We start from the raw sequence: 24384 nt of genomic DNA on the forward strand, positions 1-24384 counted from the left end.
CGGGCATGAGCAGGGGGTGACAGCAGTTCATTTGATGTTCAATCATCCTCGTTAAACGAGGCGATGGACGAATAGTCTCTTTTCGTCCAGCGGGCATAGGCGTGGGAGCCACAGGTGAACGGAATCTTTTGTCAGGACGCCGAAGGAGCGGCAGCGCGGTTGTGCTGACGGCGGCATTCCTGTGGTTCGTGGCCGCTGCTCCTGCGGCAGACGCCGCGGTGCCGGCGGCGGCTCCAGAGCCACTGGTGGCGATATCTGCGCCGACGCCCGAGCAGGCCACATCCTTTTGGCAGGTGGTCATCGAACAGCAGCTGATCATTCGCGTGCCTGCGCAGCGATCGCAGCTCAACAACTTCGCCGCGGGTCCTTCGGCTTCGAAGCGCGCGACCGAATTGCCGATCGTGTGGAAAGAGAAAAAAGCGCCGAAATGCGTAGCGATGCGCAACATACTGGGGATGCAGGCGGTCCAGCGCGACAGCATCGATATTATCACGCGGCAGAAGCAGCGCCTTCGCGCCCAGCTTAATCGCGGGTGTCGCGCGCTTGATTTCTACGCCGGCTTTTACATGCAAGGCAGCAAGGACGGACGGCTTTGCGAGGATCGCGACCAGATTCATGCTCGAACCGGCGCCAAGTGCGAGATCGACAAATTCAAGCTGATGGTTCCAGTTCGCGACGATGATTAATCGCGTTTGTCGCGGCCTTTCCTTGACTTTTCCTCGCCATTTGCCCAAGGGCCGCGGCAACGTCCGCCTGCGTGGGAGGCTGGACGCCAACTCTTTTCCGGACATGATAAACCTATGAAATTTGCCGACATCGGCCTTTCCGACGAACTTTTGCGTGCCATCGACGAGTCGGGCTACAGCGAAGCAACCCCCATTCAGGCGGGCGTCATCCCGTCGGTGCTGATGATGCGCGACATCATCGGCATCGCCCAGACGGGCACCGGCAAGACCGCTTCCTTCGTGTTGCCGATGATCGACATTCTGGCTCATGGCCGCGCCCGCGCGCTGATGCCGCGCTCGCTGATCCTCGCGCCGACGCGCGAGCTCGCGGCGCAAGTCGCAGAAAACTTTGAAAAATACGGAAAATATCACAAGCTGTCGATGGCGTTGCTGATCGGCGGCGTCCAGATGGGTGATCAGGTCAAGGCGTTGGAACGCGGTGTTGACGTGCTCATCGCGACCCCGGGCCGCCTGATGGATCTGTTCGAACGCGGCAAGATCCTGCTGACCGGTTGCAACCTGCTTGTGATCGACGAGGCCGACCGGATGCTCGACATGGGTTTCATCCCCGATATCGAGAATATCTGTACCAAGCTTCCCGCGACTCGGCAGACGTTGCTTTTCTCGGCGACGATGCCGGCGCCGATCAAGCGTTTGGCCGACAAGTTTCTGTCGAACCCCAAGACGATCGAAGTCGCGCGCCCGGCGAGCCGGAACGAAAATATCGAGCAGTTCCTCGTCAAGACGTCGGAACGCAGCAAGCGCGATACGATCCGCAGCCTGATCGAGGCTGAAGATATTCACACCGCCATCATCTTCTGCAACCGTAAGACAACTGTGCGCGAGCTGGCAAAGTCGCTTCAGCGCTATGGTTACAAGGCGGGCGAGATCCAGGGCGATATGGACCAGTCGAGCCGCACCGCCGAGCTTGACCGGTTCAAGGCCGGCACGATCAATATCCTGGTGGCGTCCGACGTCGCGGCGCGCGGACTCGATGTCAAAGGCGTCAGCCATGTGTTCAATTTCGACGCGCCCTGGCACCCGGACGATTATGTTCACCGCATCGGGCGCACCGGTCGCGCCGGCGCACAGGGCCGCGCTTTCACGCTGGTGACGCCGTCGGACGACGAGGCGATCGATAACATCCAGAAACTGACCGGCTACAAGATTCCGGTCCATGGCGGCGCCGCGCCGACGGCCGAAGTCGCCAAGCCCGATCGCGATGAGGAAGAAGCCGCCGCACCGCGCAGCGGACGTTCGGCCCGCGGCGGTCGCGGCAGAGGTGCTGCAAAGGCGGAGAAGGGGCCGCGCCCGGCGGCTGCCGAAGAAGCGCAAGCCGCGAAACCGCGCGAAGAGCAGAAGCCGCGCGAAGAAAAGCCACGCGATGAAAAGCCGCGCGAAGAACGGAAGCCACGCAGCGATCGCAAGCCGGCGCATGCCCGGCACGACGATCAGGACGGTCCGGACGATGGCTGGAACGGTCCGATGCCGGGCTTTCTGTCGGTCGGCTTCGACACCCTGACGCCGGATTGACGGCCGATGCTGGTCAGAGCCTGACCAGCATCTTTCCCATATTGCCGCCGGAGAACAGGCCGAGGAAGGCGTCGGGCGCCGACGCCAGCCCGTCATGCACCGTTTCGCGGATCGTCACCGCGCCGCTGGCGATCAGGCCGCCCATGTCGGCATAGAATTCCTCCATGCACTCGATGAACTGGTCGGTGTAGATAAAGCCTTCCATGCGGATCCGCGCCGGAATGGCCCGGATGAGATATTTCATCTCCTGCGGCTTTGCATCGTTATAGACGTCGATCATCCCGCAGATCGCGAAACGCGCGAAGTCGTTGGCCGTCGCGAAAGCCGCGTCGAGATGTTCGCCGCCGACATTGTCGAAATAGACATCGATGCCGGGCTTGCCGAGGCGTTCGAGCGCGGTGGCAAGCTGTGGCAGCACCCGCCCGGCTTTATAATCGATCACCGCATCGGCACCGAGTTCGCCGGCCCACGCGCATTTTTCCGCGCCGCCCGCCGAGCCGATAACGGTCATTTCACGCGCCTTAGCGATTTGAACGACCGCAGAGCCTACGGCGCCGGCCGCCGCCGAAACAAACACCGTGTCACCGGGCTTGGCCGCGGCGACGCGGAGCAGACCGATCCACGCCGTCCCGCCGGTCAGGCCCATATTATGCAGGAAGGTTTGCGGGGTAAGACCCGCAGCCAGCGCCTCGGCAGGCAGTTTGTTCGGCATCATGTCGAGACCGATAACGCCGCCGTCGCGCCAGCCGCCCATGTGCAGGATCAGGTCGCCGGTAGCGAAACCCTCAATGTTGCTTTCGAGTACCTCGCCGATTGCGCCGCCGGTCATCGGCTGGTCGATCTGGAAACTGGCGGAATAGCTTTTGGCGTCGTTCATCCGTCCGCGCATGTACGGATCGACCGACAGCCAAAGGTTGCGGACGCGGAGCTGGTCCTTGTCCAGCGGGCCGTCGGGTACCTCGCGCAGAGCGAAATTATCCATCGTCGGCAGCCCCTGCGGACGACTGGTCAAATGCCATGCCTTGGCCATCGGAATCCCCCATTCCTCTATTTCAGACCGTGGCCGTCCCCTCAAAGCCGTTGCCACTGCCAATCAGCGTCGTTAATACGCTGCCCGTCGCGGGGCCGTAGCTCAGATGGGAGAGCGCTGCAATCGCACTGCAGAGGTCAGGGGTTCGATTCCCCTCGGCTCCACCAGCGACCTTTTCCAAGCATCGACATAAAACGCTTGAACAGAATTGGCGAGGCGGGACCAGTCTCACTGCTCGGTGTAAGTGTCGATCGCCGAGAAAATGCGCGTCAGTTGCTCGCGCTCGTCGGCGTCGATGTCGGGGCGCCATATCTCAAAGAGCAGGATCGTGCGGTCGCTGGTTCCGCGATTCCATGCTTCATGTTCGAAGCTGTCGTCGAAGACCATGAGTTCGCCTTCGCGCCAGCTTCGCGTTTCGGCGCCGACGCGCAGGTCACAGCCATCCGGGACGATCAGCGGCAGGTGGCAGATGAGGCGTGTGTTGAGCAGGCCGTGGTGCGGTTGGATATGCGTTCCGGGGGCCAGGCGCGAGAAGAGGGCGAGCGGCGCGCGGTTGCGGATGACCGGTTGCGGCGCGAGTTCAAGCGCGGCGAGGGTCGCGGGGCAGAGCGCTTCCATTCCGTCGGCGACCACGCCGTCCTTCCAAAGCCACGCGGCGCCCCAGTCGGGCTTGTCGAGCAACGGATTGTTCGGCGGCGGGCGGTCGGGGCTGGCGGTGACATAGGGGCCGAAGCGACCCGAGGCGTTGTCGGTCAACGCCTGCAATTCCGAACGGATCGCGTCGGTCGCGGCTTCGACACCCTCGACCCAATCGAAGTCGGCGCGATCGAAAAAGGGCCGCTGAGCGAGGCCCGGCAAATAGAACATGCTCGGCTGCTGAAGATAGAGCGGCTGTTCACCGGCGAGCATGCGCAGTGCCTCGGCGACGCGCGGCGTTGCGGTGCCGGCATCGATCCCCGCGCCCTGCAGCTGGCCGAGCAAATGGTCGGCGAAGGCGCGGTCGGTCGCAGCGAGAAATTGCTCGGCACGCTGGAGACCCGAATGAAGGGCAGGGGGGACGCTGCGCGCCTGCGCTGCGGTACCCAGGGCTAGGCGGTAGAAGCTGCCTGCCGCGCGGTCGTCGTCGCGACGGCGCTTGAGTTCGGCCATCGCGAGCAGCGCCGCGATGTTGCCGCGGTCGGCGCGGATCGCGTCATCGAGCGCCGCGGTCTCCGCCGCGATATCGCCGCGGCGGTGGGCGTCGCGTGCCTGGTCCAGCCATGTCGTCTGCCCCGTCATGGCTTTTCCATAACGTGGCATCGGACCTTTGCAAGCGACGCCCTGCCCAGGATCAGCCGACAGGGGGCGTGGCAGGATCGATTGCAGTGGGCTTTGCGCGCATCTGCTGGCGAACGGCGAGCATGAAGCGGCTGCGCCAGAAGGCGACGATGAGCGCGAGCAAGATGCCCCACGGCAAAAGGGCGCCGCCGAACGTCAGGACGAAGCTGAGCGCGGTGCTGCCGCTGCGCATCAGCGTTTCGCGGGCGCTGGCAAAGGGGTTCTCATGGCCGATGCCGGGGAGGCCGCCGTCGCTCGCATAGTTGAAGACGACGCTTGTCCAGGCGATGCGGGCTTCGCCGCTGCGGCGGGTCTGGCGTTCGTCGCCGAGCTGGCCGCGAAGCTGAGCGATCTGTGCGAGAAGTTCGGCGCGCTCGCGCTTGTCGAGTCCGCCCGAGTTCAATCGCCCTCCGAGGCGGGCGATTTCGGCTTCGGAGCCGGCGCTGCGTTGCTGCGAGGCGAGGATTTCGGTGCCGACATCTTCGCCGGCGACACTTGCATCGGCGAGGACACCCTCGGCCTTTTCGACGCTCTCGATCGCCCGAGCACCGAATTTGCGCGCGATACCGGGGTCGAGCTTGAATTGCGTCTGCGCTTCGACGAGTTTTTCGTTGGTCAGCTGGTAGCGAACATCGACGATCCGGCAGCGCTGGATGCCGAGCGTTTCGCAGGCGGCGGCATGTTCCTCCTGAATTTTCGAAATGCGGTCGTCGGCGAGGCGGAAGGTATAGGCATAGTCGAAGGCGACGCCGGGGGCGGCTTCGACTCCGATCCGGGGTGCGGCCGCCGCGTCGGCTGCTTCTTCGGTGACAGCCGGAGATTCGTTATTCGTGGGGCTTGAAACGCTCGCATCTTCGGCCGACTTTTCGGAGCAACCGATCAGGGCGAGCGCCATGGCGCCCGCTAAGAGCTTATTTTTCATTCAGATTCTCCCAAAACGCGACTCGTTGGCCGCAGGAGATGGCATATCATAACTAAACTGGTTGACAATAAAAATCAGGCGAGCTTGATGAAGCTGTCCAATACCCGTTTGGAACCGGCCTGTTCGAATTCCACTTCGAGCTTGTTGCCGTCGATGTCGGCGATGTCTCCATAGCCGAACTTTTCATGAAACACGCGCATCCCGATGGCGAGGTCGGATCGTGCCTTGGCGCCGACAGCGGCCGCTGGCCCGCGTTCCGAAGGGGCCGGGGCACGGGTAACTGTCGACGACCCGGAGACCGCGCGCTGCCAAGCGGGTCCGCGCGTCATCGTGCGCGCTGGCTGGCGTTCCGCGACATGCGCAAAGGGGTCGCCCTGCGCCGACCAGTTCGCGCGCCACAGGCTTTGGCCACCGCCGAAGCTGTTCTCGCTGTCGACATGTTCGGGCGGGATTTCAGCGATGAAGCGGCTGGGGATGCTGCTGACCCACTGGCCATAAATGCGACGGTTTGCGGCGTGATATATGCTCGCGCGCTGGCGAGCGCGGGTGATCGCGACATAGGCGAGGCGCCGTTCCTCCTCGAGGCTCTGCGTCCCACCTTCGTCCATCGAGCGCTGCGACGGGAAGACGCCATCTTCCCAGCCTGCGAGGAAGACATGATCGAACTCTAGCCCCTTCGCGGCGTGGATCGTCATGATCGTGACGGTTTCGGTCGTGTCGTTGCTGTCGCGGTCCATGACGAGGCTAACATGTTCGAGGAACGCCTCGAGCGAGTCATATTCCTCCATCGCGCGAACGAGTTCGGAGAGGTTTTCGAGCCGACCCGCGGCTTCGACGCTGCGGTCGGCCTGGAGCATCGCGGTGTAGCCCGATTCGTCGAGGATCAGCTGGGTGAGTTCGGGGTGCGAGAGTTCGTTGGCCTTTGTCTGCCAACCGCGCATCTGGGCGATGAAGCTCGCAAGCTGGCGGCGGGCCTGCGGGGTCAGTTCGTCTGTTTCGATGATGCGCGATGCGGCATGGAGAAGCGGCGCGCGCTCGGCCCTCGCGAACTGATGGATGCGTGCGAGCGCCTTGTCGCCGAGCCCGCGCTTGGGGGTGTTGATGATACGCTCGAACGCAAGGTCGTCGGCAGGCGACTGGACGAGGCGCAGATAGGCGAGGGCGTCGCGGATTTCGGCGCGTTCGTAGAAACGGAAGCCGCCGACGATGCGATAGGGCATGCCGATCGCGATGAAGCGGTCTTCGAATTCGCGCGTCTGGAACTGGGCGCGGACAAGGATCGCGGCACGTTCGAGCGAAACGCTGCGGCGCTGGAGCGTCTCCAGCTCTTCGCCAATACGTCGCGCTTCTTCTGGCCCGTCCCATACGCCGACGACGCGGAGTTTGTCACCGGGTTCGAGATCGGTCCAGAGCGTCTTGCCGAGGCGGCCCGAATTCTGGGCGATCAATGCTGAAGCGGCGGCGAGAATTTGCGGCGTCGAGCGATAGTTTTGCTCGAGGCGGATCACCGTCGCGCCGGGGAAATCCTTTTCGAAGCGCAAGATGTTCGCGACCTCGGCGCCGCGCCACGAGTAGATCGACTGGTCGTCATCGCCGACGCAGCAGATGTTTTTCCGGGTTTGCGCGAGTAGCCTTAGCCACAGATATTGGCTGGCGTTGGTGTCCTGATATTCGTCGACGAGGATATATTTGAACCGCTCCTGATATTGTTCGAGCACGTCGCGATGCGTCTTCAGGATCACCAGCATGTGGAGCAGAAGGTCGCCGAAATCGCAGGCGTTGAGCGTCTTGAGCCGCGCCTGATAGAGCGCATAGAAATGCTGCCCCTTGCCGTCAGCGTAGGAGTCCTTGTCGGCGGCGTCGAGATCGCCGGGTACGAGGCCGCGGTTCTTCCATTTGTCGATCAGGCCCGCAAGCTGGCGCGCCGGCCAGCGTTTCTCGTCGAGCCCCTCGGCCTGAATCAGCTGTTTCAGGACACGCAGCTGGTCGTCGGTGTCGAGGATGGTGAAATTGCTCTGCAGGCCGACCAGTTCCGCGTGGCGGCGAAGCATTTTTGCCGCGATGCTGTGGAAGGTGCCGAGCCAGGGCATCCCTTCGACCACGTCGCCGACCATCCGTCCGATGCGCTCGCGCATTTCGCGCGCCGCCTTGTTGGTGAAGGTGACCGAAAGGATTTCGGATGGCCAGGCACGCCGCGTTGCCATGATGTGCGCGAGGCGTGCGGTGAGCGCCGCGGTCTTGCCGGTGCCCGCGCCCGCCAGCATCAGAACAGGGCCTTCGGTGGTGAGCACGGCCTGTCGCTGCGGATCGTTCAATCCTTGCAGATAGGGCGGGTCCGACGGGTTGGGCGGAGGCAGGTCGGGCAGGGAGGCGGGGGCATCGTTCACGCGCGAACGATTAGGGAACAGCGAGCAGGCTGTCCAGTGCGGTGAGGCGGGTCGAGGGCGTGATTTCGCCGCGTTTCAATTCGTCGACCGTCGCGCGGGCCATCGCGCAATAAGCGGGCAAGAGGTCCGGGCTGTGATCCTTGATGGCATCGAGATGGTCTCCGATCGTTTGTACGTCGCCGCGCAGCAACGGGCCCGATAGCCCGGAAAAACCTTTGTCGAGGCTGTTCTCAAGCGCCGCTCGAACGAGAGGAGCAAGAAGGCCGGAGGGGTCATCGACGCCGGCGTCGCGCAGCATGTTCACGGCGCCGGCGATGAGCGTGACCAGATGGTTGGAGGCGTGGCAGAGCGCGGCGTGATAGAGCGCCCGGTGATCTTCCGCGATTTCGACCGGGATTCCGGTCAGCAAGGCGACGATGCGCCTTGCGCGTTCGGTAGCCCCGGCGGTCGAGCCGGTGATCGCGAAGCGCGCGCCGGCCATACGCCGCACTTCGCCTGGCGGGTCGCCGGTGAAGGTCATCGCGGGATGGATCGCGGCCGTCAGGGCGCCGGTGGCGCGCAGCGGTTCGAGGATGGCGGCGCCGCTGCGTCCGCTGACGTGGAAAATGAATGTTGCGCGGTTCGCTGGCAGCGCTGCCGCCAGATCGGCGGCGATATCGGCGAGGGCGTCGTCCGAAACCGCGATTCCGATGGTGTCGCAATTTTCGACAAGCTCGCAGACGTTCGGGGCCACGCTTCCGCCCATGCGAGCGGCGGCCACATGGGCATGGTCCGGATTGCGGCCCCATAGCAACACCGGTCCAATCGAATGTGCGGCAAGGCCCAAGCCAAGCGCGCTCGCGACGCGGCCCGTGCCGATGATGCCGAATTGATGGGGCGGGAGGATAGCCATTGCGGCGTGTGTAGCTTGGATGCGGCGGTTTGGGCAATTGTGCTGCTGTCCGCCTCCGACCAGCCAAGAGGCTTTATCTCGGCATTCCCTGCTTCTACGGTCGCTCGATGCACCAACACATGACATTGCGATTGGCGAGCGCCGCCTTGGCCATACTGACACTCTCGGCCTGCGCCGGCGGCAATTACCGTCCTGTCGCCGATACGCCGGTGCGCATCGGTCCGGCCTATACGATCCGCGGTGCGACCTATGTCCCCGCGGCCGCGCCTGCCTATGATGCGGTGGGGTATGCCAGTTGGTACGGCAGCGAGTCGGGGAACCGTACCGCCAACGGCGAGCAGTTCCGCCCGGGCTGGATCACCGCCGCACACACGACGCTGCCGCTACCGACCTATGTCGAGGTTACGGCGCTCGATACCGGGCGGCGCGTCATATTGCGGATCAACGATCGCGGGCCGTTTGCGCTGGGCCGTATAATCGACCTGTCGCGCGGTGCCGCGGAAGAACTGGGGATGAAGACACAGGGGCACGCAGCGGTACGCGTCCGCCGCGTCGAACCTTCGGAAAAGGATCGCAAGCGCCTCCGCGAGGGTAAGGCAGCGGCGCGGCTGGAGCCCGTGTCGGGGCAGGAGCTGGCACGGATTCGGGCGCGGCTTCCGGCCAAGGGGCAATAACCGGCGCATTGCGGCTTGCGCGAGGCGGGTGAAGGCGTCCACAGCGACGCCCGAGGCCAAAAGGGGAGAGCATAGCCGTGGATTTGGCACCCTATCGCGCGCATCGGCGCATCCTGACCGCGAGCCTTGTCGGCACCGCGGTCGAATTTTACGATTTCTATATCTATGGCACCGCCGCGGCGCTGGTGTTCGGGCCGCTCTTCTTTCCCGCCAGCTCTGCCTCGGCCCAGCTCATGTACAGCTTCATGACCTTTGGGCTCGCTTTTTTCGCGCGTCCGGTCGGCGCGATCGTGTTCGGCCATTATGGCGACCGGATCGGGCGCAAATCGACGCTTGTCGCATCGCTGATGCTGATGGGCGCCTCGACGCTGCTGATCGCCTTCCTGCCGACCTATGCGATGGTCGGGTGGGTTGCGCCGCTGCTGCTTTGCATCCTTCGCTTCGGTCAGGGCTTTGGCCTTGGCGGCGAATGGGGTGGGGCCGCGCTGCTCGCGGTCGAAAACGCGCCGCCGGGATGGAAATCGCGCTTCGGCATGTTTCCGCAATTGGGCGCCCCTGTCGGCTTTATCGCGGCGAACGGGTTGTTCCTGCTGCTCGGGCTCGGGCTTGATGACGCTGATTTCGCGGCATGGGGCTGGCGGATCCCGTTCCTGCTGTCGGCGGTGCTCGTCGGGCTGGGATTGTGGGTTCGGTTGAAGATCGGCGAGACGCCAGACTTTGCCAAGGCGCAGGAAAAGGGCGCGCCGGCTGCGGTGCCGCTCGGCGAACTGTTCCGGCATCATCTGGTTGCAACGTTGGCGGGGACCTTCGCGGTCGTCGCCTGTTTCGCGATCTTCTATCTCGCGACGAGTTTTGCGCTCGCGCACGGGACGACGACACTGGGCTATCCCAAGGAACAGTTCCTGCTGATCCAACTCGGCGCGATCCTGTTCATGGCCGTCGGAATCATTTTTGCGGGATATATGAGCGACGCGTCGAGCGCGCAGCGCGTGCTGACGTGGGGGTGCGGGGCGACGGTGCTCGTCGGGTTTGTCTTTGGACCATCGCTGGCTTCGGGAAGCTGGCTGATCATCTTCCTCGGATTGGCGACCGCTTTGTTCGTGATGGGGCTGGTCTATGGTCCGCTCGGCAGCTGGCTGACAGGATTGTTCCCGGTACGGGTGCGCTATACCGGCGCGTCGGTGGCGTTCAACGCTGGCGGCATATTGGGCGGCGCGATGGCGCCGATCGTGGCGCAGGCTTTGGCCGAACGGGGCGGGACCGAATTGGTCGGGCTGTATCTGGCACTGGCCGGGGTGGTGAGCTGGTCAGGTTTGATGATGGTGCGAAGGCACGCCGCTACCCAAGCCTGAGCAGCGTCAGCCGCGCCTTGCCCACCTTGCGATCGGATTCGACCTCGAAACCCGCGACATCAATGGTTTCATTGTGCGCGGTTTCGACCGAAATCCAGCTGTCGGGCCCGATCCAGCCAAGACGGTTCAGCTTGTCGAGCGCCACGCTGCCGGCGCCGGTATCATAGGGCGCGTCGAGCATCAGCAGGTCGTAAGTGCGCTTTGCGGGGCCGAGGCTCATCACCGAGCCCGCCCGGATATCGGCGCGCCGGATGGCGTCCAAAGCGCCTAGGTTCTTGCGCAACACGTCGAGCGCGTCGCGATCCTGTTCAGCGAACAGGCATTGCTCGGCGCCGCGCGACAGCGCCTCGATGCCGAGGGCGCCCGATCCTGCAAACAGGTCGGCGACGACCAGTCCTTCGAAGCTGCCGACACGGCTCGTCAACATCGAGAAGAGTGTCTCGCGCGTCCGGTCCGCGGTCGGGCGTGTCGCATCATTCTTGGGCGCGAGCAGCTTGCGGCCGCGCCATTCGCCGGCAATGACGCGCATCAGCCGAGATGCCGGCGGAATTTGAACAGTTCGTCGCGGGGCACGACATCGACCGCGCCAAGCGGCATGCCGCCGAGTTCGAACGCGCCGTAGCGGGTGCGGATCAGGCGGCTGACCTGCAGTCCGAAATGCTCGAGCACCTTGCGGACTTCGCGGTTCTTGCCCTCGGTCAGCGTCATTTCGACCCACTGGTTGCGGCCGGTGCGGCGTTCAAGATTGGCATCGATCTTGCCGTAACGGACACCCTCGATCTCGATCCCCAGCGCGAGCTCTTCGAGCTGAGTCTGGCTGATGTCGCCAAAGGCGCGCGCGCGATAGGTGCGCTCGACCCCGCTGGCGGGCAATTCGAGCTGGCGCTTGAACTCGCCGTCGTTGGTAAGAAGCAGCAGCCCTTCGGTATTATAGTCGAGGCGGCCGACGGGCATCAGGCGCGGCAAATCCTTTGGCAGCAGGTCGTAGATCGTCTTGCGCCCCTTGGGGTCGCGCGCCGCGGTGATGCAGCCGGCGGGTTTGTTGAAACGATAAAGGCGCGTCGACACGGGCTTGGCGACGGGATTGCCGTCGACCGTCAGCCCTTCGAGCGAGGTAAGCAGCGGCGCGGGATGAACGACGACCTGGCCGTTCAGCGCAATCCGTCCTTCCTCCACCATCCGCTCGACGTCGCGTCGCGATCCGACGCCGGCGCGGGCGAGCAGCTTTGCGATACGCTGCGGTCCGTCCTCGCGTTCTTCTTCGGCGGGTTTGGCTTTCAGCGCCGATGCGGCGCCGCGGGCGGCGCGGCGACCCTTCGGGGCGTCACGATCGCCGGGGGCTTTGGGCGTCGAGCGGGGCTCGGCGCGGGGTGGGCGGCGTGTGTTCATGGGAACAGATGCGGCTTTCTTGTCGTTATTCGGGAAAATAGTGTTGCGTTGTGATCACGCTCATAGCCGGAAATGGATCGCTTCGTCGATGGCAAGCAGAAGCAATCTTGCAGGAAGGCGCAGAGCGGGTCATGGCGACGTTAAAGGGAGTCTTCATGCTCTTCGTCCATCGCCCGTCCTGCATCAAGCGGCTGCTGATCATCGAGGATGATCCGCTGGTCGCGTTCGACAATGAGCGGACGCTGAAGCACAGCGGGTACGAGATCGTTGCGACGGTCGATTCGGGCGAGGCCGCGGTACCGATCATCGCCGCCGAACAGATCGACGCGCTGGTCCTCGACCTTGGCCTTGCCGGACATATGACCGGGCGCGAAGTTGCGCGTCTGGCGCGGGACCGCGGCATCGCCGTGCTGCTGGTGACCGGGCAATGTCCCGAAGATGCCGCCGATATTGCGGTCGCATGCCTCGGCAAGCCGCACAGCGCTTCGGCGCTCGTCGCTGCACTGCGCGCGGTCGAGACGATGACGTGCAAGAACCAGCCGGCGCGCAAGGTTAGCGGGTTGCAAACCTATTGGCGCCCCGCCGCGGCGTGAGCGCGACCAGTGGATAAATAGCCGCTTCCAATTTGGGGCCAAGGCTATAGGCCGTGGCGGCAACAATGCGTCCGCCCGGCGGATGCCCGGGGAGCGTTTGCATGTCGGTTGATCTGATTCGGTTTATTATTTTCGTTGCGATTCTGGGTGGGCTGGCGATCGTGGCGCTGTCGATCCCTGCATTCCGACCCTATCTGCGCAAAAATCCGATGATCACCTTCCTGCTCGGCATATCGAGCGGGTTTCCGCTGACTTTGTTGATCGCGACGATGACATTCTGGCTGGCCAAGGTCGGGATCGATACCGCGACGATCGGTTTCGCGGTCGCGCTGGGAATTCCCTACACGATCAAGTTTTTGTGGGCGCCGATCGTCGACAAGCTGCCGCTTCCGTTCCTGACCCGGACGTTCGGGCAAAGGCGCGGCTGGCTGTTCTTTGTCCAGGCGCTGTTGTTCGTCGCCATCTGGCAATTGGGGGCGAGCAATCCGCAGCCCGGCGACATCGGGCTGTTCGCGGTCTGGGCCTTGATCACCGCGTTCCTGTCCGCGACACAGGATATCGTCATCGACGCCTATCGTATCGAGATATTGGAAGAAGACGAGTTCGCGCACGGCACCGCGACCAACCAGTTCGGATACCGGACGGGCAATCTGATCGCGGGCGCGGGCACCATCTATTTCGCATCGAACGAGGGTCTCGGACTTGGCTGGGCAACTGCCTATGGCCTCACCGCCTTTTGCATCGTTCCCGCGATCATCGGCGCATTGTGGGCGGGGCCGGGGAAATTTGTCGATCGGTTCGAACATGCGTCGGGGATGAGGGCCGGGCAATGGTTGACCGAGGCGGTGGTGAACCCGTTCCGCGAGTTTCTGACGCGGCACGGCGCCTTCCTGATCCTCGGCTTCGTGCTCGTCTATAAAGTCGGCGATGCGATGGGGCAGACGATGCTCGGGCCGATGATCGTCGACCTCGGCTTTCCCGACCTCGATTATATTTCGGCGAACAAACTGTGGGGCTTTGGCGCCCTGATCGTCGGATCGGCGCTCGGCGCGCCCTTCCTGCTCTGGCTCGGCATGGGACGCGCGCTGCTGGTTTCGGGACTGATGATGATGTTTTCGAACGTCATGTTCATGATTCTCGCTGCCACCGGCAACAATTACTGGATGCTGGTGGCCGCGATCGTGACCGAGAATATGACGAGCGGGATCGGGCTGACCGTGTTCGCCACTTATCTCTCGGGCCTGTCGAGCATCGCCTATACAGCGACGCAGTTTGCGTTGCTGTCATCCTTCGCAGGCGTCGGGCGCACATTCATGGCCGGACCCGCTGGGATCGTTGCCGAGAAACTCGGCTGGGTCGGCTTTTGGGGTTTTACCGTCGTCGCGGCGGTTCCCGGGATGCTGCTGCTCTGGCTGCTCTGGAGCAAGGGCTATGTCGGTGAAGGCATCCGCCAAACCGAAGGTGTCGACGAACGCCAGCTGCGGCAACCGGTCGGTGCGTGGCGTATTGTCGGCTTTGCGGTGATCGTCGCGGGGCTGGTCGGCATCTTGCTGACGCAGCAACTCGAACTCGGATCGTCGATCATGACCGCGGCGATCGTTGCGTTCCTTGTCGGCGCTTTGCTGGCGTGGAAAGGCGGGACGCCGAAACCTGCTTAGGCCGGCAGTTCCCGGTTGGCGCTGAGCACCGCGCCCGCCAGATAGAGCGAACCGGCAATCAGGACGATATCCTGTTCGGGGTCGATATCGAGACTGCGTAGCGCTTCCTCGATCGTCACCGCGGCTTTCGCCTCCGGGCCGAACGCCTCGGCGCCATGATGCTCGTGTCCCGGAACGGGGACGACGGTCAGGCTGGCAAGGCGCGGCGCCAGCGGTGCGACGATCGCGGCGGGATCCTTGTTCGCGAGCATGCCGGTGACGAGATGGATGCGCCGCCGCTCGCCTTCGAACTGCCGCGCGAGCGTGAGACCCGCGTCGACATTGTGCGCGCCGTCGAGCCAGATTTCGGTGCCTTTAGGGAATAGTCCGGTGAGCGGGCCTGCGCCGAGGCGCTGCATACGGCCCGGCCAAAAAGCCGCGGCGACCCCGCGCGCGACATCGACGTCGCTCGGCTGCGGCTCGGGCGCAAGACGGAGCATGGCGATGGCAAGGCCCGCATTGTGCATCTGGTGCGCGCCGGCCATGCGCGGGCGTAGCGGCCCGTCGATCGAACCCAGTTTTGACGTCCATTGAAAGCTGCTGCCATCGGCCTCCACCGTCCAGCCGTCCCCTTCGGGAAAGAGCGTGGCACCGACCGATGCAACCTTGGCGGTGATGACGCCCTGTACATGCCGCGGATAGGCAAGGGTCGCCACCGGGGTATCGGGCTTGATGATCCCTGCTTTTTCCCACGCAATGCGCGCGGCGGGATCGCCGGGTGTCCCAGCCTCGGGTTCGAGCAGGAATGCCTCGTGATCGATACCCAGCGAGGCGATGCCGCAGACCGCCGGGGGCGGGATGATGTTTGTCGCGTCGAGCCGCCCGCCGAGTCCGACCTCGATGATGCAGTCGTCGGCTGGGATGCGTGCGAAGGCGAGGAAGGCGGCGGCGGTGGTGACTTCGAAAAAGCTCGCTTGCATACCATCGGCTTCGTCGAGCACCTCTTCGAGCAATGCCGCGAGCAGCGTGTCGTCGATCAGCTGGCCCGCGAGGCGGATGCGTTCGTTGAAGCGGACGAGATGTGGGCTGGTGTAGCTATGAACACAGCGCCCACTCGCTTCGAGGATCGCGCGAAGATAGGCGCAGGTCGACCCTTTGCCGTTGGTGCCCGCGACATGGAAAGTGCGCGGGAGCTGGTTCTGCGGATTGCCGAGGCGCGCGCACAGTTCGGCGATGCGCTCGAGCCCGAGGATGTCGCGGCCCGGCGATAGCGCAGCGAGACGATCGAGCTGCGCCTGCACCGCTGGGTTTTGAGAGCTGGCGTGGTCAGCCATGATGGCGCGATTTGGTTTCAGGCCGCCTTTTCGGGCGCCAGATATCCGATCAACCGACCCAGCGTCTCGGGCAATTCCTTGCGGTGCACGACCATGTCGATCATTCCGTGATCGAGCAGATATTCAGCGCGCTGGAAGCCTTCGGGCAATTTTTCACGGATCGTATTTTCGATCACGCGCTGCCCCGCAAAGCCGATCAGCGCCTTGGGCTCGCTGATCTGGATATCGCCAAGCATCGCATAGCTGGCGGTGACGCCGCCGGTGGTCGGATCGGTGAGCAGCACGATATAGGGCAGGCCCGCACGGCGGAGGCGCGCGAGCGCCACCGTGGCGCGCGGCATCTGCATAAGCGACAGCGTGCCTTCCTGCATGCGCGCGCCGCCCGCGGCGGTGATGGCGATATAGGGCGAGCCGCGCTTGATCGCTTCCTCGACCCCGGCGACAAAGGCCTCGCCGACGGCGACGCCCATCGATCCGCCCATGAAGGCGAAATCCTGGACGCCGATCACCACCGGCTTGCCGTCGATCTTGCCCGCCGCATTCTGATAGGCATCGCGGTCGCCGGTCTGTGCACGCGCCGCCTTGATGCGGTCGACATATTTCTTGGTGTCGCGGAATTTCAACGGATCTTCGGGAGCTGCGGGCGCACTGATCAATTCATGCAGGCCGCCGTCGAACAGCTGGGCAAAGCGCTCGGTCGCGCCGATGCGGTCATGATGATCGCAGCGCGGGCAGACGTTGAGATTATCTTCCCACTCCTTGACGAACACCATTTGCTGACACTGGCGGCATTTGTGCCAGAGATTGTCGGCGGTATCGCGCTTGGCGGTGAAGGGCAGGGCGTTGCGAACGCGGTCGAGCCAGCTCATGCGGCGATCTCCTTTGCGCCGTGAATAGCATCGGCGAGCGAACGGGTGAAGGCCTCGACATGCGGCGCGGCGGCGTCGCCATGCTCGGCGATGATGTCGATAAAGGCCGATCCGACGACGACGCCGTCGGCAACCTTGGCGATCTCGGCCGCCTGTGCAGGAGTGCGGACGCCGAAGCCGACCGCGACGGGCAGGTCGGTCGCGGCCTTCAGGCGTGCGACGGCTTCGTCGATGCTCGCTTGCGCGGCCTGTTGCTGGCCGGTGACCCCGGCGACCGATACATAATAGAGGAAGCCGCCAGCGCCGCTGAGGACGGCGGGCAGGCGCGCGGTGTCGGTGGTCGGGGTAGCGAGGCGGATCAGGTCGACGCCGGCGCTGCGGAGCGCGGGACCGAGTTCGGGGTCTTCTTCCGCCGGAATGTCGACGCAGATTATGCCATCGACGCCCGCTTTGGCGCATTCGGCAGCGAACCAGTCTCCGCCGCGGATCGTCATCGGATTGGCATAGCCCATCAGGACGAGCGGGGTCTCGGGATGGCGCTGGCGAAACGCGGCGGCGATCGCGAAGATGTCTGCGGTGGTCGTGCCCTTGGCGAGGCTGCGCAGATTTGCTTGCTGGATCGCCGGGCCGTCGGCCATCGGGTCGGTGAAGGGCATGCCGAGTTCGATCACATCGGCCCCCCCCGCAACAAGCGCGTCGAGGTTCGCGGCGGTGTTGCCATCGCCCGCGGTGATGAAGGCGACGAGCGCGCTATGGGGTTTGGCAAAGGCGGTGGTGAAGCGGGTCAAAGCGATTTTTTCCGGAATGCTGCTTGATCGATGAATACGAACAGCAGAGAAACCAGCACAACGACCACCCAAGACGGTGATTGAAAGCCGTCACCCAGACCAAAGATCTTGCTGATCAGCGGGAAACCGAGCGCCTGAACGGCAGCAGCGACCAGAAATACAATGATCGCGCGACGATGATTGAGCTTCACAATGAAACTCCCAGCGCATCGGCCACGGTGAAGATATCCTTGTCCCCTCGGCCCGAGCAGTTGACGATGATGATCTTGTCTTTGCCCAGCGTCGGCGCGATCTTTTCCGCCGCGGCGATCGCGTGGGCGGACTCCAGCGCGGGGATGATGCCTTCGAGCTTGGTGAGCTTCTGGAAGCTGGCGAGGGCTTCGGCGTCGGTGACGGGTTCGTAGCGGACGCGTCCGATTTCGTGCAGCCAGCTATGTTCGGGGCCGATGCCAGGATAGTCGAGCCCCGCCGAAATGCTGTGCGCCTCGGTGATCTGGCCGTCGTCGTCCTGGAGCAGATAGGTCTTGTTGCCGTGGAGGATGCCGGGACGGCCGCCCGCGAGGCTGGCGGCGTGCTTGCCGTCGAGCCCTTCGCCTGCGGCTTCGACGCCGACGATCTCGATCTCGGCATCGTCGAGGAAGGGATGAAACAGGCCGATGGCGTTCGATCCGCCGCCGACGGGCGCGATCAGCATGTCGGGGAGGCGGCCTTCGGCCTCCAATATCTGTTCGCGCGCTTCGTCGCCGATCACCGACTGGAAATCTCGGACGAGTTCGGGATAGGGGTGCGGGCCAGCGACGGTGCCGATGATGTAGAAAGTGTCGTGAACGTTCGCGACCCAGTGGCGCAACGCCTCGTTCATTGCGTCCTTGAGCGTCTTGGCACCCGATTCGACTGCGACGACTTCGGCGCCGAGCAGTTTCATGCGGAACACGTTAGGCTGTTGCCGGGCGACGTCGACCGCGCCCATGAAGATGGTGCAGGGCAGGCCGAAGAGCGCGGCGACGGTCGCGGTCGCGACGCCGTGCTGGCCCGCGCCCGTCTCGGCGATGATCTTGGTCTTTCCCATCCGCTTGGCGAGCAAGATCTGGCCGATGCAATTGTTGATCTTGTGCGCGCCAGTGTGGTTTAGGTCCTCGCGCTTGAGGTAGATTTTTGCGCCGCCGAGATGATCGGTGAGACGCTGCGCCAGCCACAGCGGGCTGGGGCGGCCCACATAATGTTTGAGCAGATAGTCGAACTCGGCCTTGAACGCCGGGTCGACCTGCGCCGCGCGATAATGGCGCTCAAGGTCGAGGATCAGCGGCATCAGCGTTTCGGCGACATAGCGGCCGCCGAACTGTCCGAAATGGCCGCGGGCGTCGGGGCCGGTGCGAAGGCTGTTGGGCAGGGTCGGTGTGTCCGTCATAATCATTTCCATCGGCAATAGGGTGGCGCTCGCTCGAAGAGGGGGGCTCAAGCGATCAGCGCCATCGTTTTCCGATGCGCATGGTGGAGTAACGTGCCGTTAGCATGCCGCGACCGCTTTAAGGAAAGCGGCCATCTTGTCCACATCCTTGACGCCCGGCGCGCTTTCGACGCCCGACGAGACGTCGACGAGCGGAGCACCGGTGACCGCGATGGCTTCGGCGACATTTTCGGGGGTGAGGCCGCCCGCGATGCCCCAATCCATATTGTGGCGATGGTTTTTGAGCAGCGACCAGTCGAAGCGCGTCCCGGTGCCGCCGGGCAAGGCGGCGGCGGGGGCGTCGAACAGGATGCGGTCGGCGATGCCGCGATATTTCTGCATCCGTTCCAGCGTGCCCGCATCCTTGAGGCCGACGGCCTTCCAGATCTCCGCCGGAACGAGCCGCTTTACGACTGCGAGCCATTCGGGCGTTTCATTGCCGTGAAACTGGATGATGTCGGGGCGCACCATGCCGAGTGCATCGCCGGTCAGTTTCTGCGATGCGTTGACGAGCAGCAGCGCGACCTTGACGCGCGACCCGGCGTGCTTACGCAGCGCGCCGGCGGTCTTCAGATCGACGTGGCGCTGGCTCGGCTCATAATGGACAAGTCCGATGTGCGTCGCGCCCAGCCGGACGGCGTCGTCGATAGCTTCGGGCGTGGTGAGCCCGCAAATCTTCACCAGGGGGGGCATGGGAAACCTCTTAAAGTGTGGCTTCGATCTCGCGCGCGGCGAGATCCGGGTCCGCCGACTGGCTGATCGGGCGGCCGACGACAAGGATCGATGCGCCGTCGGCCATGGCCTGCGCCGGCGTGACGATGCGTTTCTGGTCGCCGGCGGTGCCGTTTGCGGGGCGTACGCCGGGGACGACGAAATAGCCGCCTGGCCAGGCCTTGCGCGCCGCCTTCACTTCCTGGCCCGAGCAGACGATGCCGTCGAGCCCGGATTCGCGCGCAAGCGCAGCTAGCCGCACCACCTGATCGTGCGGTGTTCCGCCAACGCCGATGTCTTCAAGGTCGGGGGCGTCAAGGCTGGTGAGCACGGTAACGGCGACCACTTTCGTATTCAGCCCGGCGGCGGCCTTTGCCTCTTCGAGCATTGCACGGCCGCCCGCGGCATGGACAGTCAGGACTGCCGGTTCGAGCGTACGCAGTGCCTGGATCGCCTTGGCAACCGTGTTCGGAATGTCGTGGAGTTTGAGGTCGAGGAAGATCGGCAGGCCGATCTTGGCCATTTCATGGACGCCGTGATGGCCGTTAGCGCAAAAAAACTCGAGGCCGAGCTTTAGCCCGCCGACATGACGCCGCACCTTTTGCGCCAGCGTCAGTGCCGCGTCGAGGTGCGTGGTATCGATGGCGAGATAAAGCGGAGAGGTCATGGCTTGTCCGGTGAGAAAAGGTCGGTGGGGGCAGGCGGAACATCGGTGACCGGCGCAGCGGGCGTGACCTCGACGGGCCGGTTGGCGAGCGCACGCAGGTCGGCCGCCTGACGCTCGCTGGCATCGAGACGGCGTTTCAGCGACCAGCGCGACGTGCGGAGCGCGATCCACATCGGCACGCTGCCAATGAGGAACGCCGCAAAGATCAGCACGGGCAATTTGGTATCGAGCACCTGTCCCGGCCAGATAGTCACTGTCACCGGAATCCAGTTCGCCATGGCGAAAATGACGAGGGTAGCGGTCAGCAAGACCCAGATGATCGTTCGCACTATACCCACTTTGCCTTGCTCCTCTGTCGGTCTGGCGCCGACCCTATGACAGAATGCCGCGGGTTTCCAGTCCGGGGCTATGCCGCCCCGAACACCCGGTCGAAGATCGTGTCGACATGCTTCATATGATAGCCAAGGTCGAACAGGGCCGTCAGCTCGTCGGCCGACAGCTTCGCGGTGACATCGGCATCGGCCTTGAGCAATTCGAGCAGCGACAATTGGCCGTCCGATTCCCACACTTTCATCGCGTTACGCTGGACCAGCGCATAGCTGTCCTCGCGGCTTGCGCCTGCTTGGGTCAGCGCAAGCAGCACACGCTGCGAATGGACGAGGCCGCCCATACGATCGAGATTCTTCTGCATGCGTTCGGGGTAGATCAGCAGCTTGTCGATGACGCCGGTCAGGCGGCCGAGCGCGAAGTCGAGCGTGATCGTCGCATCGGGTCCGATGAAGCGTTCGACCGACGAGTGGCTGATGTCGCGTTCGTGCCACAGCGCAACATTTTCGAGCGCCGGGACGACCGCGCTGCGCACCATGCGGGCAAGGCCGGTGAGATTTTCGGTCAGGATCGGGTTGCGCTTGTGCGGCATCGCCGAAGACCCCTTCTGGCCCGGCGAGAAATATTCCTCGGCCTCCAGCACTTCGGTGCGTTGCAGATGGCGGACTTCGGTCGCGAGGCGTTCGATCGATCCGGCGACCACGCCCAGCGTTGCAAAGAACATCGCGTGGCGGTCGCGCGGGATGACCTGCGTCGAAACAGGCTCGATCGTCAGGCCAAGCTTGGCGGCGACATGCGCTTCGACGCGCGGGTCGATATTGGCGAAGGTGCCGACCGCGCCCGAAATGGCGCAGGTCGCGATTTCAGCGCGTGCGGCAACGAGGCGGGCCTTGCAGCGATCGAACTCGGCGTAGGCCTGCGCCAGCTTGAGCCCGAAGGTGACCGGCTCGGCATGGATGCCGTGGCTGCGGCCGATGGTTGGAGTCAGCTTATGCTCATAGGCACGGCGCTTGATCGCGGCGAGAAGAGCATCGAGATCGGTGATCAGAATGTCGGCTGCCTGCGCGAGCTGGACTGCAAGGCAGGTGTCGAGCACGTCGGAGCTGGTCATGCCCTGATGCATGAACCGCGCCTCGTCGCCGACATTTTCGGAAACCCACGTCAGAAAGGCGATGACGTCGTGCTTGGTGACGGCCTCGATCGCGTCGACTGCGGCGACGTCTATGACGGGCTTCGTTGCCCACCAATCCCACAGCGCTTTCGCGGCCGATTTCGGCACGGTGCCCAATTCGGCAAGAGCGTCGGTCGCATGCGCTTCGATCTCGAACCAGATGCGAAAGCGATTCTCGGCCGACCAGATCGCGGTCATTTCCGGTCGTGCGTAACGCGGAACCATTGAATTTCCTTCCTTTTTGGGCGCCTTGTCCCGGAATCCCTGCCGAACCGCGACGGGCCGCCCCGTAGCAGGGACAAGGCGTTTAGCCAAATCCGATGGGGTGCAACTTTGCACAAACATGGAGGGTTCCCTTCATGCCCCATCAGAAAGGCGACAGGTCGCAACAGTCCATAAATGTCGCCGCTACAGGAGAATAATTGTGTTGAAACAAGTGCTTTTGATCGGCGCGGCGGCAATCAGCTTCCCCGCTCTGGCTCAGACGACCGCACCGGCTGGCGAAGAACCTGCGCCGACGACGCAGTCGCAGCCGGCGCCGACCGACACTATGGCCCCCGCGCCGGACAGCCAGCCGACGGACGAGACGAAGCCGACGGATGAAACTGCACCCACCGAGGACGCAACGCCGAGCGATACTCCCCCTGCAGCTGAGCCGACCCCTCCGGCCGATCAGCCTGCTCCGGACGCCGAACCTACCCCTGAGGCGGAACCGGAATAACCCTGAAACAGGAGATAGACGATGTTGAAACAGATGCTTTTGATCGGCGCTGCCGCGGTGAGCTTCCCGGCCATCGCGCAGACCGCCGCCTCTGCCTCGGATCCGACCGCCGCTCCGGCAACGTCCGAACCTGCGCCGGCGCCGGATGCCACCACACCCCCGGCCGAACCGGCTCCGGTCCCTGATGCTTCAACTCCGCCGGCTTCGAGCCAGCCCGCGCCCGCCGGCGCCGCTGCCGCTACGCCGACCCAGATCGCACAGATCGTCGAGCAGGAATTTCCGACCTACGACGGTGACAAGAATGGCGATCTGAACGCCGAGGAGTTCGGCGCGTGGATGAAGAAGTTGCGGGCCGCGACCGATCCCAGCGCTGATGTCGAATCGGCTGAGGTCAAGACGTGGATCGGACAGGCCTTTGCTTCGGCCGACGGTGACAAGTCGGGCGCAGTCAACAAGGCCGAATTGACCGGTTTCCTGTCGCGCGGCGCCTAACGGTAACCCGCGTGGGGTGGTGCAGCCGTCGGAGCGATCCGGCGGCTGCGTCACCATATGGGATGGCCGCCTTAACGGTCATCGGATCATGGCTGCCGTACCGCGATGATCGTCAATCGATGCTCGGCGCCGCCGCGATCGGGCCAATTTATCGACTGGCCGACGCTGAGACCGATCAGGCCTGCGCCGACCGGCGTCAGGATAGATATCCGGCCGGCAGATATGTCGGCATCGCTGGGATATACGAGGCGTATCGTGCGTTCCGCTCCGCGGTTTTCGTCAAGAAATGTGACGACAGAACCCATGGTGACGACGTCGGCGGGAATATCAGCGCGGTCGCAAATGGCGGCGCGGTCGATTTCATCGAGGAGCAATTCATAGAAACAAACCGAATCGCGCTGGTTTTGCAGCGTCAATTCGGTCAACGCATCGGCTTCAATGTCGATCATGCGGATATGGGGCTTTGCGGCCCCGCTTTTGCTTTTTGTCATGGCGCGGGCTTTCCGGCTGGCGCGCGGTCGTCGACCACGCGCGGCAATGTTGGAAGGAAGGTGCCCCGGGTTCGGGGCGAATCGCGCCGGAACCCGGGGCTAAATGCCCGCGAGAAGCTGTCCCCCGTCATGCCGGAAGCGAAGAAGGCTGCGCCGAATCTGCATATGGGCCAAGATGTCTAAGCGCGCCGAGGAAGTCAAATTTGCGGCAAGGCCCCGTCGGGCCAAGACCCTAGATAAGGCCCATCGCGCGAAAGCTGCGATGATCGGACCCGCCGATGATGATATGGTCGTGAAGCACGATGCCCAGCCGCGATGCGGCATCGGCTATTTCCTTCGTGATCGCGATATCCTGCCGGCTCGGTTCGGGGCTGCCGCTCGGATGATTGTGGACAAGGATGATGGCCGAAGCGCCGAGTTCGAGCGCGCGCTTGATCACTTCGCGAACATAGATCGCCGACTGGTCGATCGACCCTTCGCTCGCAAGTTCGTCACGGATCAGCATGTTGCGCGAATTGAGATACAGGACACGGACGCGCTCGACATCGATCGGCCCCATGTCCGCGCGCAGCCAATCGAGCAGTGCGTCCCAGCTGGAAAGCAAAGGCTTGTCGCGAAACTCGCCCTTCAGCAATCGCAGGCCTGCCGCCTGGACGATCTTGAGTGCCGCGATGCCCGTATCGCCGAGGCCGTCAACGCGGCGCAGCGATTCGGGGTCGGCGCTGATAAGCTGCGCCAGCGAGCCGAATTCACGCAGCAACGCCTTGGCCAGCGGCTTGGTATCGCGGCGCGGGATTGCCAGCGTGAGCAGATATTCGATCAGCTCGTAATCCGCCAATCCCTCGGCATCGTCGAGCAGTCTGGCGCGCAGTCGCGAGCGGTGACCCAGATGATCCGGCGTATCCCCCATGACGT

25 protein-coding genes and 1 tRNA gene are annotated in these 24384 nt (G+C 63.9%); 8 read left to right on the forward strand and 18 right to left on the reverse strand.

The window, feature by feature from the left end; all coding sequences use genetic code 11:
• Positions 1-218 precede the first annotated feature (218 nt).
• Positions 219-686, forward strand: a complete 468-nt coding sequence (locus AC3A43_RS04530) for a hypothetical protein (RefSeq protein ID WP_487791338.1) — start codon at positions 219-221, stop codon at positions 684-686.
• A gap of 114 nt (positions 687-800) precedes the next feature.
• A complete protein-coding gene (locus AC3A43_RS04535; RefSeq protein ID WP_487791339.1) occupies positions 801-2258 on the forward strand; it encodes a DEAD/DEAH box helicase in 1458 nt (485 codons plus the stop codon).
• A gap of 13 nt (positions 2259-2271) precedes the next feature.
• On the opposite strand, the gene AC3A43_RS04540 is transcribed toward AC3A43_RS04535, so the two are convergent.
• Positions 2272-3288 carry an NADP-dependent oxidoreductase gene (locus tag AC3A43_RS04540; protein ID WP_487791340.1) on the reverse strand — a complete coding sequence of 339 codons (1017 nt, stop codon included), beginning with the start codon at positions 3286-3288 and terminating at the stop codon, positions 2272-2274.
• 91 nt (positions 3289-3379) lie between these two features.
• Here AC3A43_RS04540 and AC3A43_RS04545 point away from each other — a divergent pair.
• Positions 3380-3455, forward strand: a tRNA-Ala gene (locus AC3A43_RS04545).
• Positions 3456-3516: 61 nt separating this feature from the next.
• Here the strand turns inward: AC3A43_RS04545 and AC3A43_RS04550 are convergent.
• The 4 genes from AC3A43_RS04550 to AC3A43_RS04565 all read right to left on the reverse strand — a co-directional run bounded on the left by AC3A43_RS04550 (position 3517) and on the right by AC3A43_RS04565 (position 8806).
• Positions 3517-4566: an aspartyl/asparaginyl beta-hydroxylase domain-containing protein gene (locus AC3A43_RS04550; protein ID WP_487791341.1), complete on the reverse strand. Its 1050-nt coding sequence runs from the start codon at positions 4564-4566 to the stop codon at positions 3517-3519.
• Positions 4567-4618: 52 nt separating this feature from the next.
• Positions 4619-5527: a DUF4349 domain-containing protein gene (locus AC3A43_RS04555; RefSeq protein ID WP_487791342.1), complete on the reverse strand. Its 909-nt coding sequence runs from the start codon at positions 5525-5527 to the stop codon at positions 4619-4621.
• 74 nt (positions 5528-5601) lie between these two features.
• Entirely contained in the window at positions 5602-7914 is a 2313-nt protein-coding gene (locus tag AC3A43_RS04560) for an ATP-dependent helicase (protein WP_487791343.1), read from the reverse strand.
• A gap of 10 nt (positions 7915-7924) precedes the next feature.
• The gene (locus AC3A43_RS04565; RefSeq protein ID WP_487791344.1) at positions 7925-8806 is read right to left on the reverse strand and encodes a Rossmann-like and DUF2520 domain-containing protein; all 882 of its coding nucleotides are present in this window, start codon (positions 8804-8806) and stop codon (positions 7925-7927) included.
• Positions 8807-8925: 119 nt separating this feature from the next.
• Between AC3A43_RS04565 and AC3A43_RS04570 the strand changes: the two genes are divergently transcribed.
• The gene (locus AC3A43_RS04570) at positions 8926-9480 is read left to right on the forward strand and encodes a septal ring lytic transglycosylase RlpA family protein (RefSeq protein ID WP_487791345.1); all 555 of its coding nucleotides are present in this window, start codon (positions 8926-8928) and stop codon (positions 9478-9480) included.
• A gap of 83 nt (positions 9481-9563) precedes the next feature.
• Entirely contained in the window at positions 9564-10832 is a 1269-nt protein-coding gene (locus AC3A43_RS04575) for an MFS transporter (protein WP_487792021.1), read from the forward strand.
• On the opposite strand, the gene rsmD is transcribed toward AC3A43_RS04575, so the two are convergent.
• Both rsmD and AC3A43_RS04585 read right to left on the reverse strand, forming a co-directional pair.
• A complete protein-coding gene (gene rsmD, locus AC3A43_RS04580; protein ID WP_487791346.1) occupies positions 10819-11361 on the reverse strand; it encodes a 16S rRNA (guanine(966)-N(2))-methyltransferase RsmD in 543 nt (180 codons plus the stop codon). The two genes, AC3A43_RS04575 and rsmD, sit on opposite strands and share 14 nt — an antisense overlap.
• Positions 11361-12221, reverse strand: coding sequence for a pseudouridine synthase (locus AC3A43_RS04585; protein ID WP_487791347.1), 861 nt, complete (start codon positions 12219-12221; stop codon positions 11361-11363). The genes rsmD and AC3A43_RS04585 overlap by 1 nt, the downstream gene beginning before the upstream one ends.
• A gap of 155 nt (positions 12222-12376) precedes the next feature.
• Here AC3A43_RS04585 and AC3A43_RS04590 point away from each other — a divergent pair, with 155 nt between their 5' ends.
• Together AC3A43_RS04590 and AC3A43_RS04595 are read left to right on the forward strand one after the other, a co-directional pair.
• Positions 12377-12814 (forward strand): response regulator, encoded by a 438-nt coding sequence (locus AC3A43_RS04590; RefSeq protein WP_487791348.1) that lies wholly within the window; start codon positions 12377-12379, stop codon positions 12812-12814.
• 101 nt (positions 12815-12915) lie between these two features.
• On the forward strand, positions 12916-14472 hold the full coding sequence (locus AC3A43_RS04595; RefSeq protein WP_487791349.1) for an AmpG family muropeptide MFS transporter: 1557 nt from the start codon (positions 12916-12918) through the stop codon (positions 14470-14472).
• Here the strand turns inward: AC3A43_RS04595 and AC3A43_RS04600 are convergent.
• The 9 genes from AC3A43_RS04600 to purB form a co-directional block, all read right to left on the reverse strand.
• Entirely contained in the window at positions 14469-15785 is a 1317-nt protein-coding gene (locus AC3A43_RS04600) for a bifunctional folylpolyglutamate synthase/dihydrofolate synthase (RefSeq protein WP_487791350.1), read from the reverse strand. The two genes, AC3A43_RS04595 and AC3A43_RS04600, sit on opposite strands and share 4 nt — an antisense overlap.
• A gap of 17 nt (positions 15786-15802) precedes the next feature.
• Positions 15803-16654 carry an acetyl-CoA carboxylase, carboxyltransferase subunit beta gene (gene accD, locus AC3A43_RS04605; protein ID WP_487791351.1) on the reverse strand — a complete coding sequence of 284 codons (852 nt, stop codon included), beginning with the start codon at positions 16652-16654 and terminating at the stop codon, positions 15803-15805.
• Positions 16651-17442 (reverse strand): tryptophan synthase subunit alpha, encoded by a 792-nt coding sequence (trpA, locus tag AC3A43_RS04610; protein WP_487791352.1) that lies wholly within the window; start codon positions 17440-17442, stop codon positions 16651-16653. Before trpA ends, accD begins: the two co-directional genes overlap by 4 nt.
• Positions 17439-17633, reverse strand: coding sequence for a hypothetical protein (locus tag AC3A43_RS04615; protein ID WP_487791353.1), 195 nt, complete (start codon positions 17631-17633; stop codon positions 17439-17441). The genes trpA and AC3A43_RS04615 overlap by 4 nt, the downstream gene beginning before the upstream one ends.
• Positions 17630-18850: a tryptophan synthase subunit beta gene (gene trpB, locus AC3A43_RS04620; RefSeq protein ID WP_487791354.1), complete on the reverse strand. Its 1221-nt coding sequence runs from the start codon at positions 18848-18850 to the stop codon at positions 17630-17632. The genes AC3A43_RS04615 and trpB overlap by 4 nt, the downstream gene beginning before the upstream one ends.
• 99 nt (positions 18851-18949) lie before the next feature.
• On the reverse strand, positions 18950-19582 hold the full coding sequence (locus AC3A43_RS04625; protein WP_487791355.1) for a phosphoribosylanthranilate isomerase: 633 nt from the start codon (positions 19580-19582) through the stop codon (positions 18950-18952).
• A 10-nt stretch (positions 19583-19592) separates the two neighbouring features.
• Positions 19593-20267 (reverse strand): orotidine-5'-phosphate decarboxylase, encoded by a 675-nt coding sequence (gene pyrF, locus AC3A43_RS04630; protein ID WP_487791356.1) that lies wholly within the window; start codon positions 20265-20267, stop codon positions 19593-19595.
• Entirely contained in the window at positions 20264-20605 is a 342-nt protein-coding gene (locus AC3A43_RS04635) for a lipopolysaccharide assembly protein LapA domain-containing protein (RefSeq protein ID WP_487791357.1), read from the reverse strand. Before AC3A43_RS04635 ends, pyrF begins: the two co-directional genes overlap by 4 nt.
• 68 nt (positions 20606-20673) lie before the next feature.
• Positions 20674-21990: an adenylosuccinate lyase gene (purB, locus tag AC3A43_RS04640; RefSeq protein ID WP_487791358.1), complete on the reverse strand. Its 1317-nt coding sequence runs from the start codon at positions 21988-21990 to the stop codon at positions 20674-20676.
• Between the two features lie 517 nt (positions 21991-22507).
• Here purB and AC3A43_RS04645 point away from each other — a divergent pair.
• A complete protein-coding gene (locus AC3A43_RS04645; RefSeq protein ID WP_487791359.1) occupies positions 22508-22978 on the forward strand; it encodes an EF-hand domain-containing protein in 471 nt (156 codons plus the stop codon).
• 86 nt (positions 22979-23064) lie between these two features.
• Here AC3A43_RS04645 and rnk read toward each other — a convergent pair whose 3' ends face one another.
• Together rnk and radC are read right to left on the reverse strand one after the other, a co-directional pair.
• A complete protein-coding gene (rnk, locus tag AC3A43_RS04650; RefSeq protein WP_487791360.1) occupies positions 23065-23469 on the reverse strand; it encodes a nucleoside diphosphate kinase regulator in 405 nt (134 codons plus the stop codon).
• 232 nt (positions 23470-23701) lie between these two features.
• On the reverse strand, positions 23702-24379 hold the full coding sequence (gene radC / locus AC3A43_RS04655; RefSeq protein ID WP_487791361.1) for a RadC family protein: 678 nt from the start codon (positions 24377-24379) through the stop codon (positions 23702-23704).
• Positions 24380-24384 lie beyond the last annotated feature (5 nt).

The sequence above is a fragment of the Sphingopyxis sp. Soil_C_28 genome (genome assembly GCF_057657055.1).

Excerpts from the sequence above, each read along its gene's own strand:
- AC3A43_RS04570 (WP_487791345.1), top strand. The coding sequence starts at position 8,926 with ATGACATTGCGATTGGCGAGCGCCGCCTTGGCCATACTGACACTCTCG.
- AC3A43_RS04600 (WP_487791350.1), bottom strand. The coding sequence starts at position 15,785 with ATGGCTGACCACGCCAGCTCTCAAAACCCAGCGGTGCAGGCGCAGCTC.
- rnk (WP_487791360.1), bottom strand. The coding sequence starts at position 23,469 with ATGACAAAAAGCAAAAGCGGGGCCGCAAAGCCCCATATCCGCATGATC.
- pyrF (WP_487791356.1), bottom strand. The coding sequence starts at position 20,267 with ATGACCTCTCCGCTTTATCTCGCCATCGATACCACGCACCTCGACGCG.
- accD (WP_487791351.1), bottom strand. The coding sequence starts at position 16,654 with ATGAGCTGGCTCGACCGCGTTCGCAACGCCCTGCCCTTCACCGCCAAG.
- AC3A43_RS04565 (WP_487791344.1), bottom strand. The coding sequence starts at position 8,806 with ATGGCTATCCTCCCGCCCCATCAATTCGGCATCATCGGCACGGGCCGC.
- AC3A43_RS04535 (WP_487791339.1), top strand. The coding sequence starts at position 801 with ATGAAATTTGCCGACATCGGCCTTTCCGACGAACTTTTGCGTGCCATC.
- AC3A43_RS04540 (WP_487791340.1), bottom strand. The coding sequence starts at position 3,288 with ATGGCCAAGGCATGGCATTTGACCAGTCGTCCGCAGGGGCTGCCGACG.
- trpB (WP_487791354.1), bottom strand. The coding sequence starts at position 18,850 with ATGACGGACACACCGACCCTGCCCAACAGCCTTCGCACCGGCCCCGAC.
- radC (WP_487791361.1), bottom strand. The coding sequence starts at position 24,379 with ATGGGGGATACGCCGGATCATCTGGGTCACCGCTCGCGACTGCGCGCC.
- AC3A43_RS04550 (WP_487791341.1), bottom strand. The coding sequence starts at position 4,566 with ATGACGGGGCAGACGACATGGCTGGACCAGGCACGCGACGCCCACCGC.
- AC3A43_RS04585 (WP_487791347.1), bottom strand. The coding sequence starts at position 12,221 with ATGAACACACGCCGCCCACCCCGCGCCGAGCCCCGCTCGACGCCCAAA.
- rsmD (WP_487791346.1), bottom strand. The coding sequence starts at position 11,361 with ATGCGCGTCATTGCCGGCGAATGGCGCGGCCGCAAGCTGCTCGCGCCC.
- AC3A43_RS04555 (WP_487791342.1), bottom strand. The coding sequence starts at position 5,527 with ATGAAAAATAAGCTCTTAGCGGGCGCCATGGCGCTCGCCCTGATCGGT.
- AC3A43_RS04595 (WP_487791349.1), top strand. The coding sequence starts at position 12,916 with ATGTCGGTTGATCTGATTCGGTTTATTATTTTCGTTGCGATTCTGGGT.
- AC3A43_RS04590 (WP_487791348.1), top strand. The coding sequence starts at position 12,377 with ATGCTCTTCGTCCATCGCCCGTCCTGCATCAAGCGGCTGCTGATCATC.
- AC3A43_RS04625 (WP_487791355.1), bottom strand. The coding sequence starts at position 19,582 with ATGCCCCCCCTGGTGAAGATTTGCGGGCTCACCACGCCCGAAGCTATC.
- AC3A43_RS04645 (WP_487791359.1), top strand. The coding sequence starts at position 22,508 with ATGTTGAAACAGATGCTTTTGATCGGCGCTGCCGCGGTGAGCTTCCCG.
- purB (WP_487791358.1), bottom strand. The coding sequence starts at position 21,990 with ATGGTTCCGCGTTACGCACGACCGGAAATGACCGCGATCTGGTCGGCC.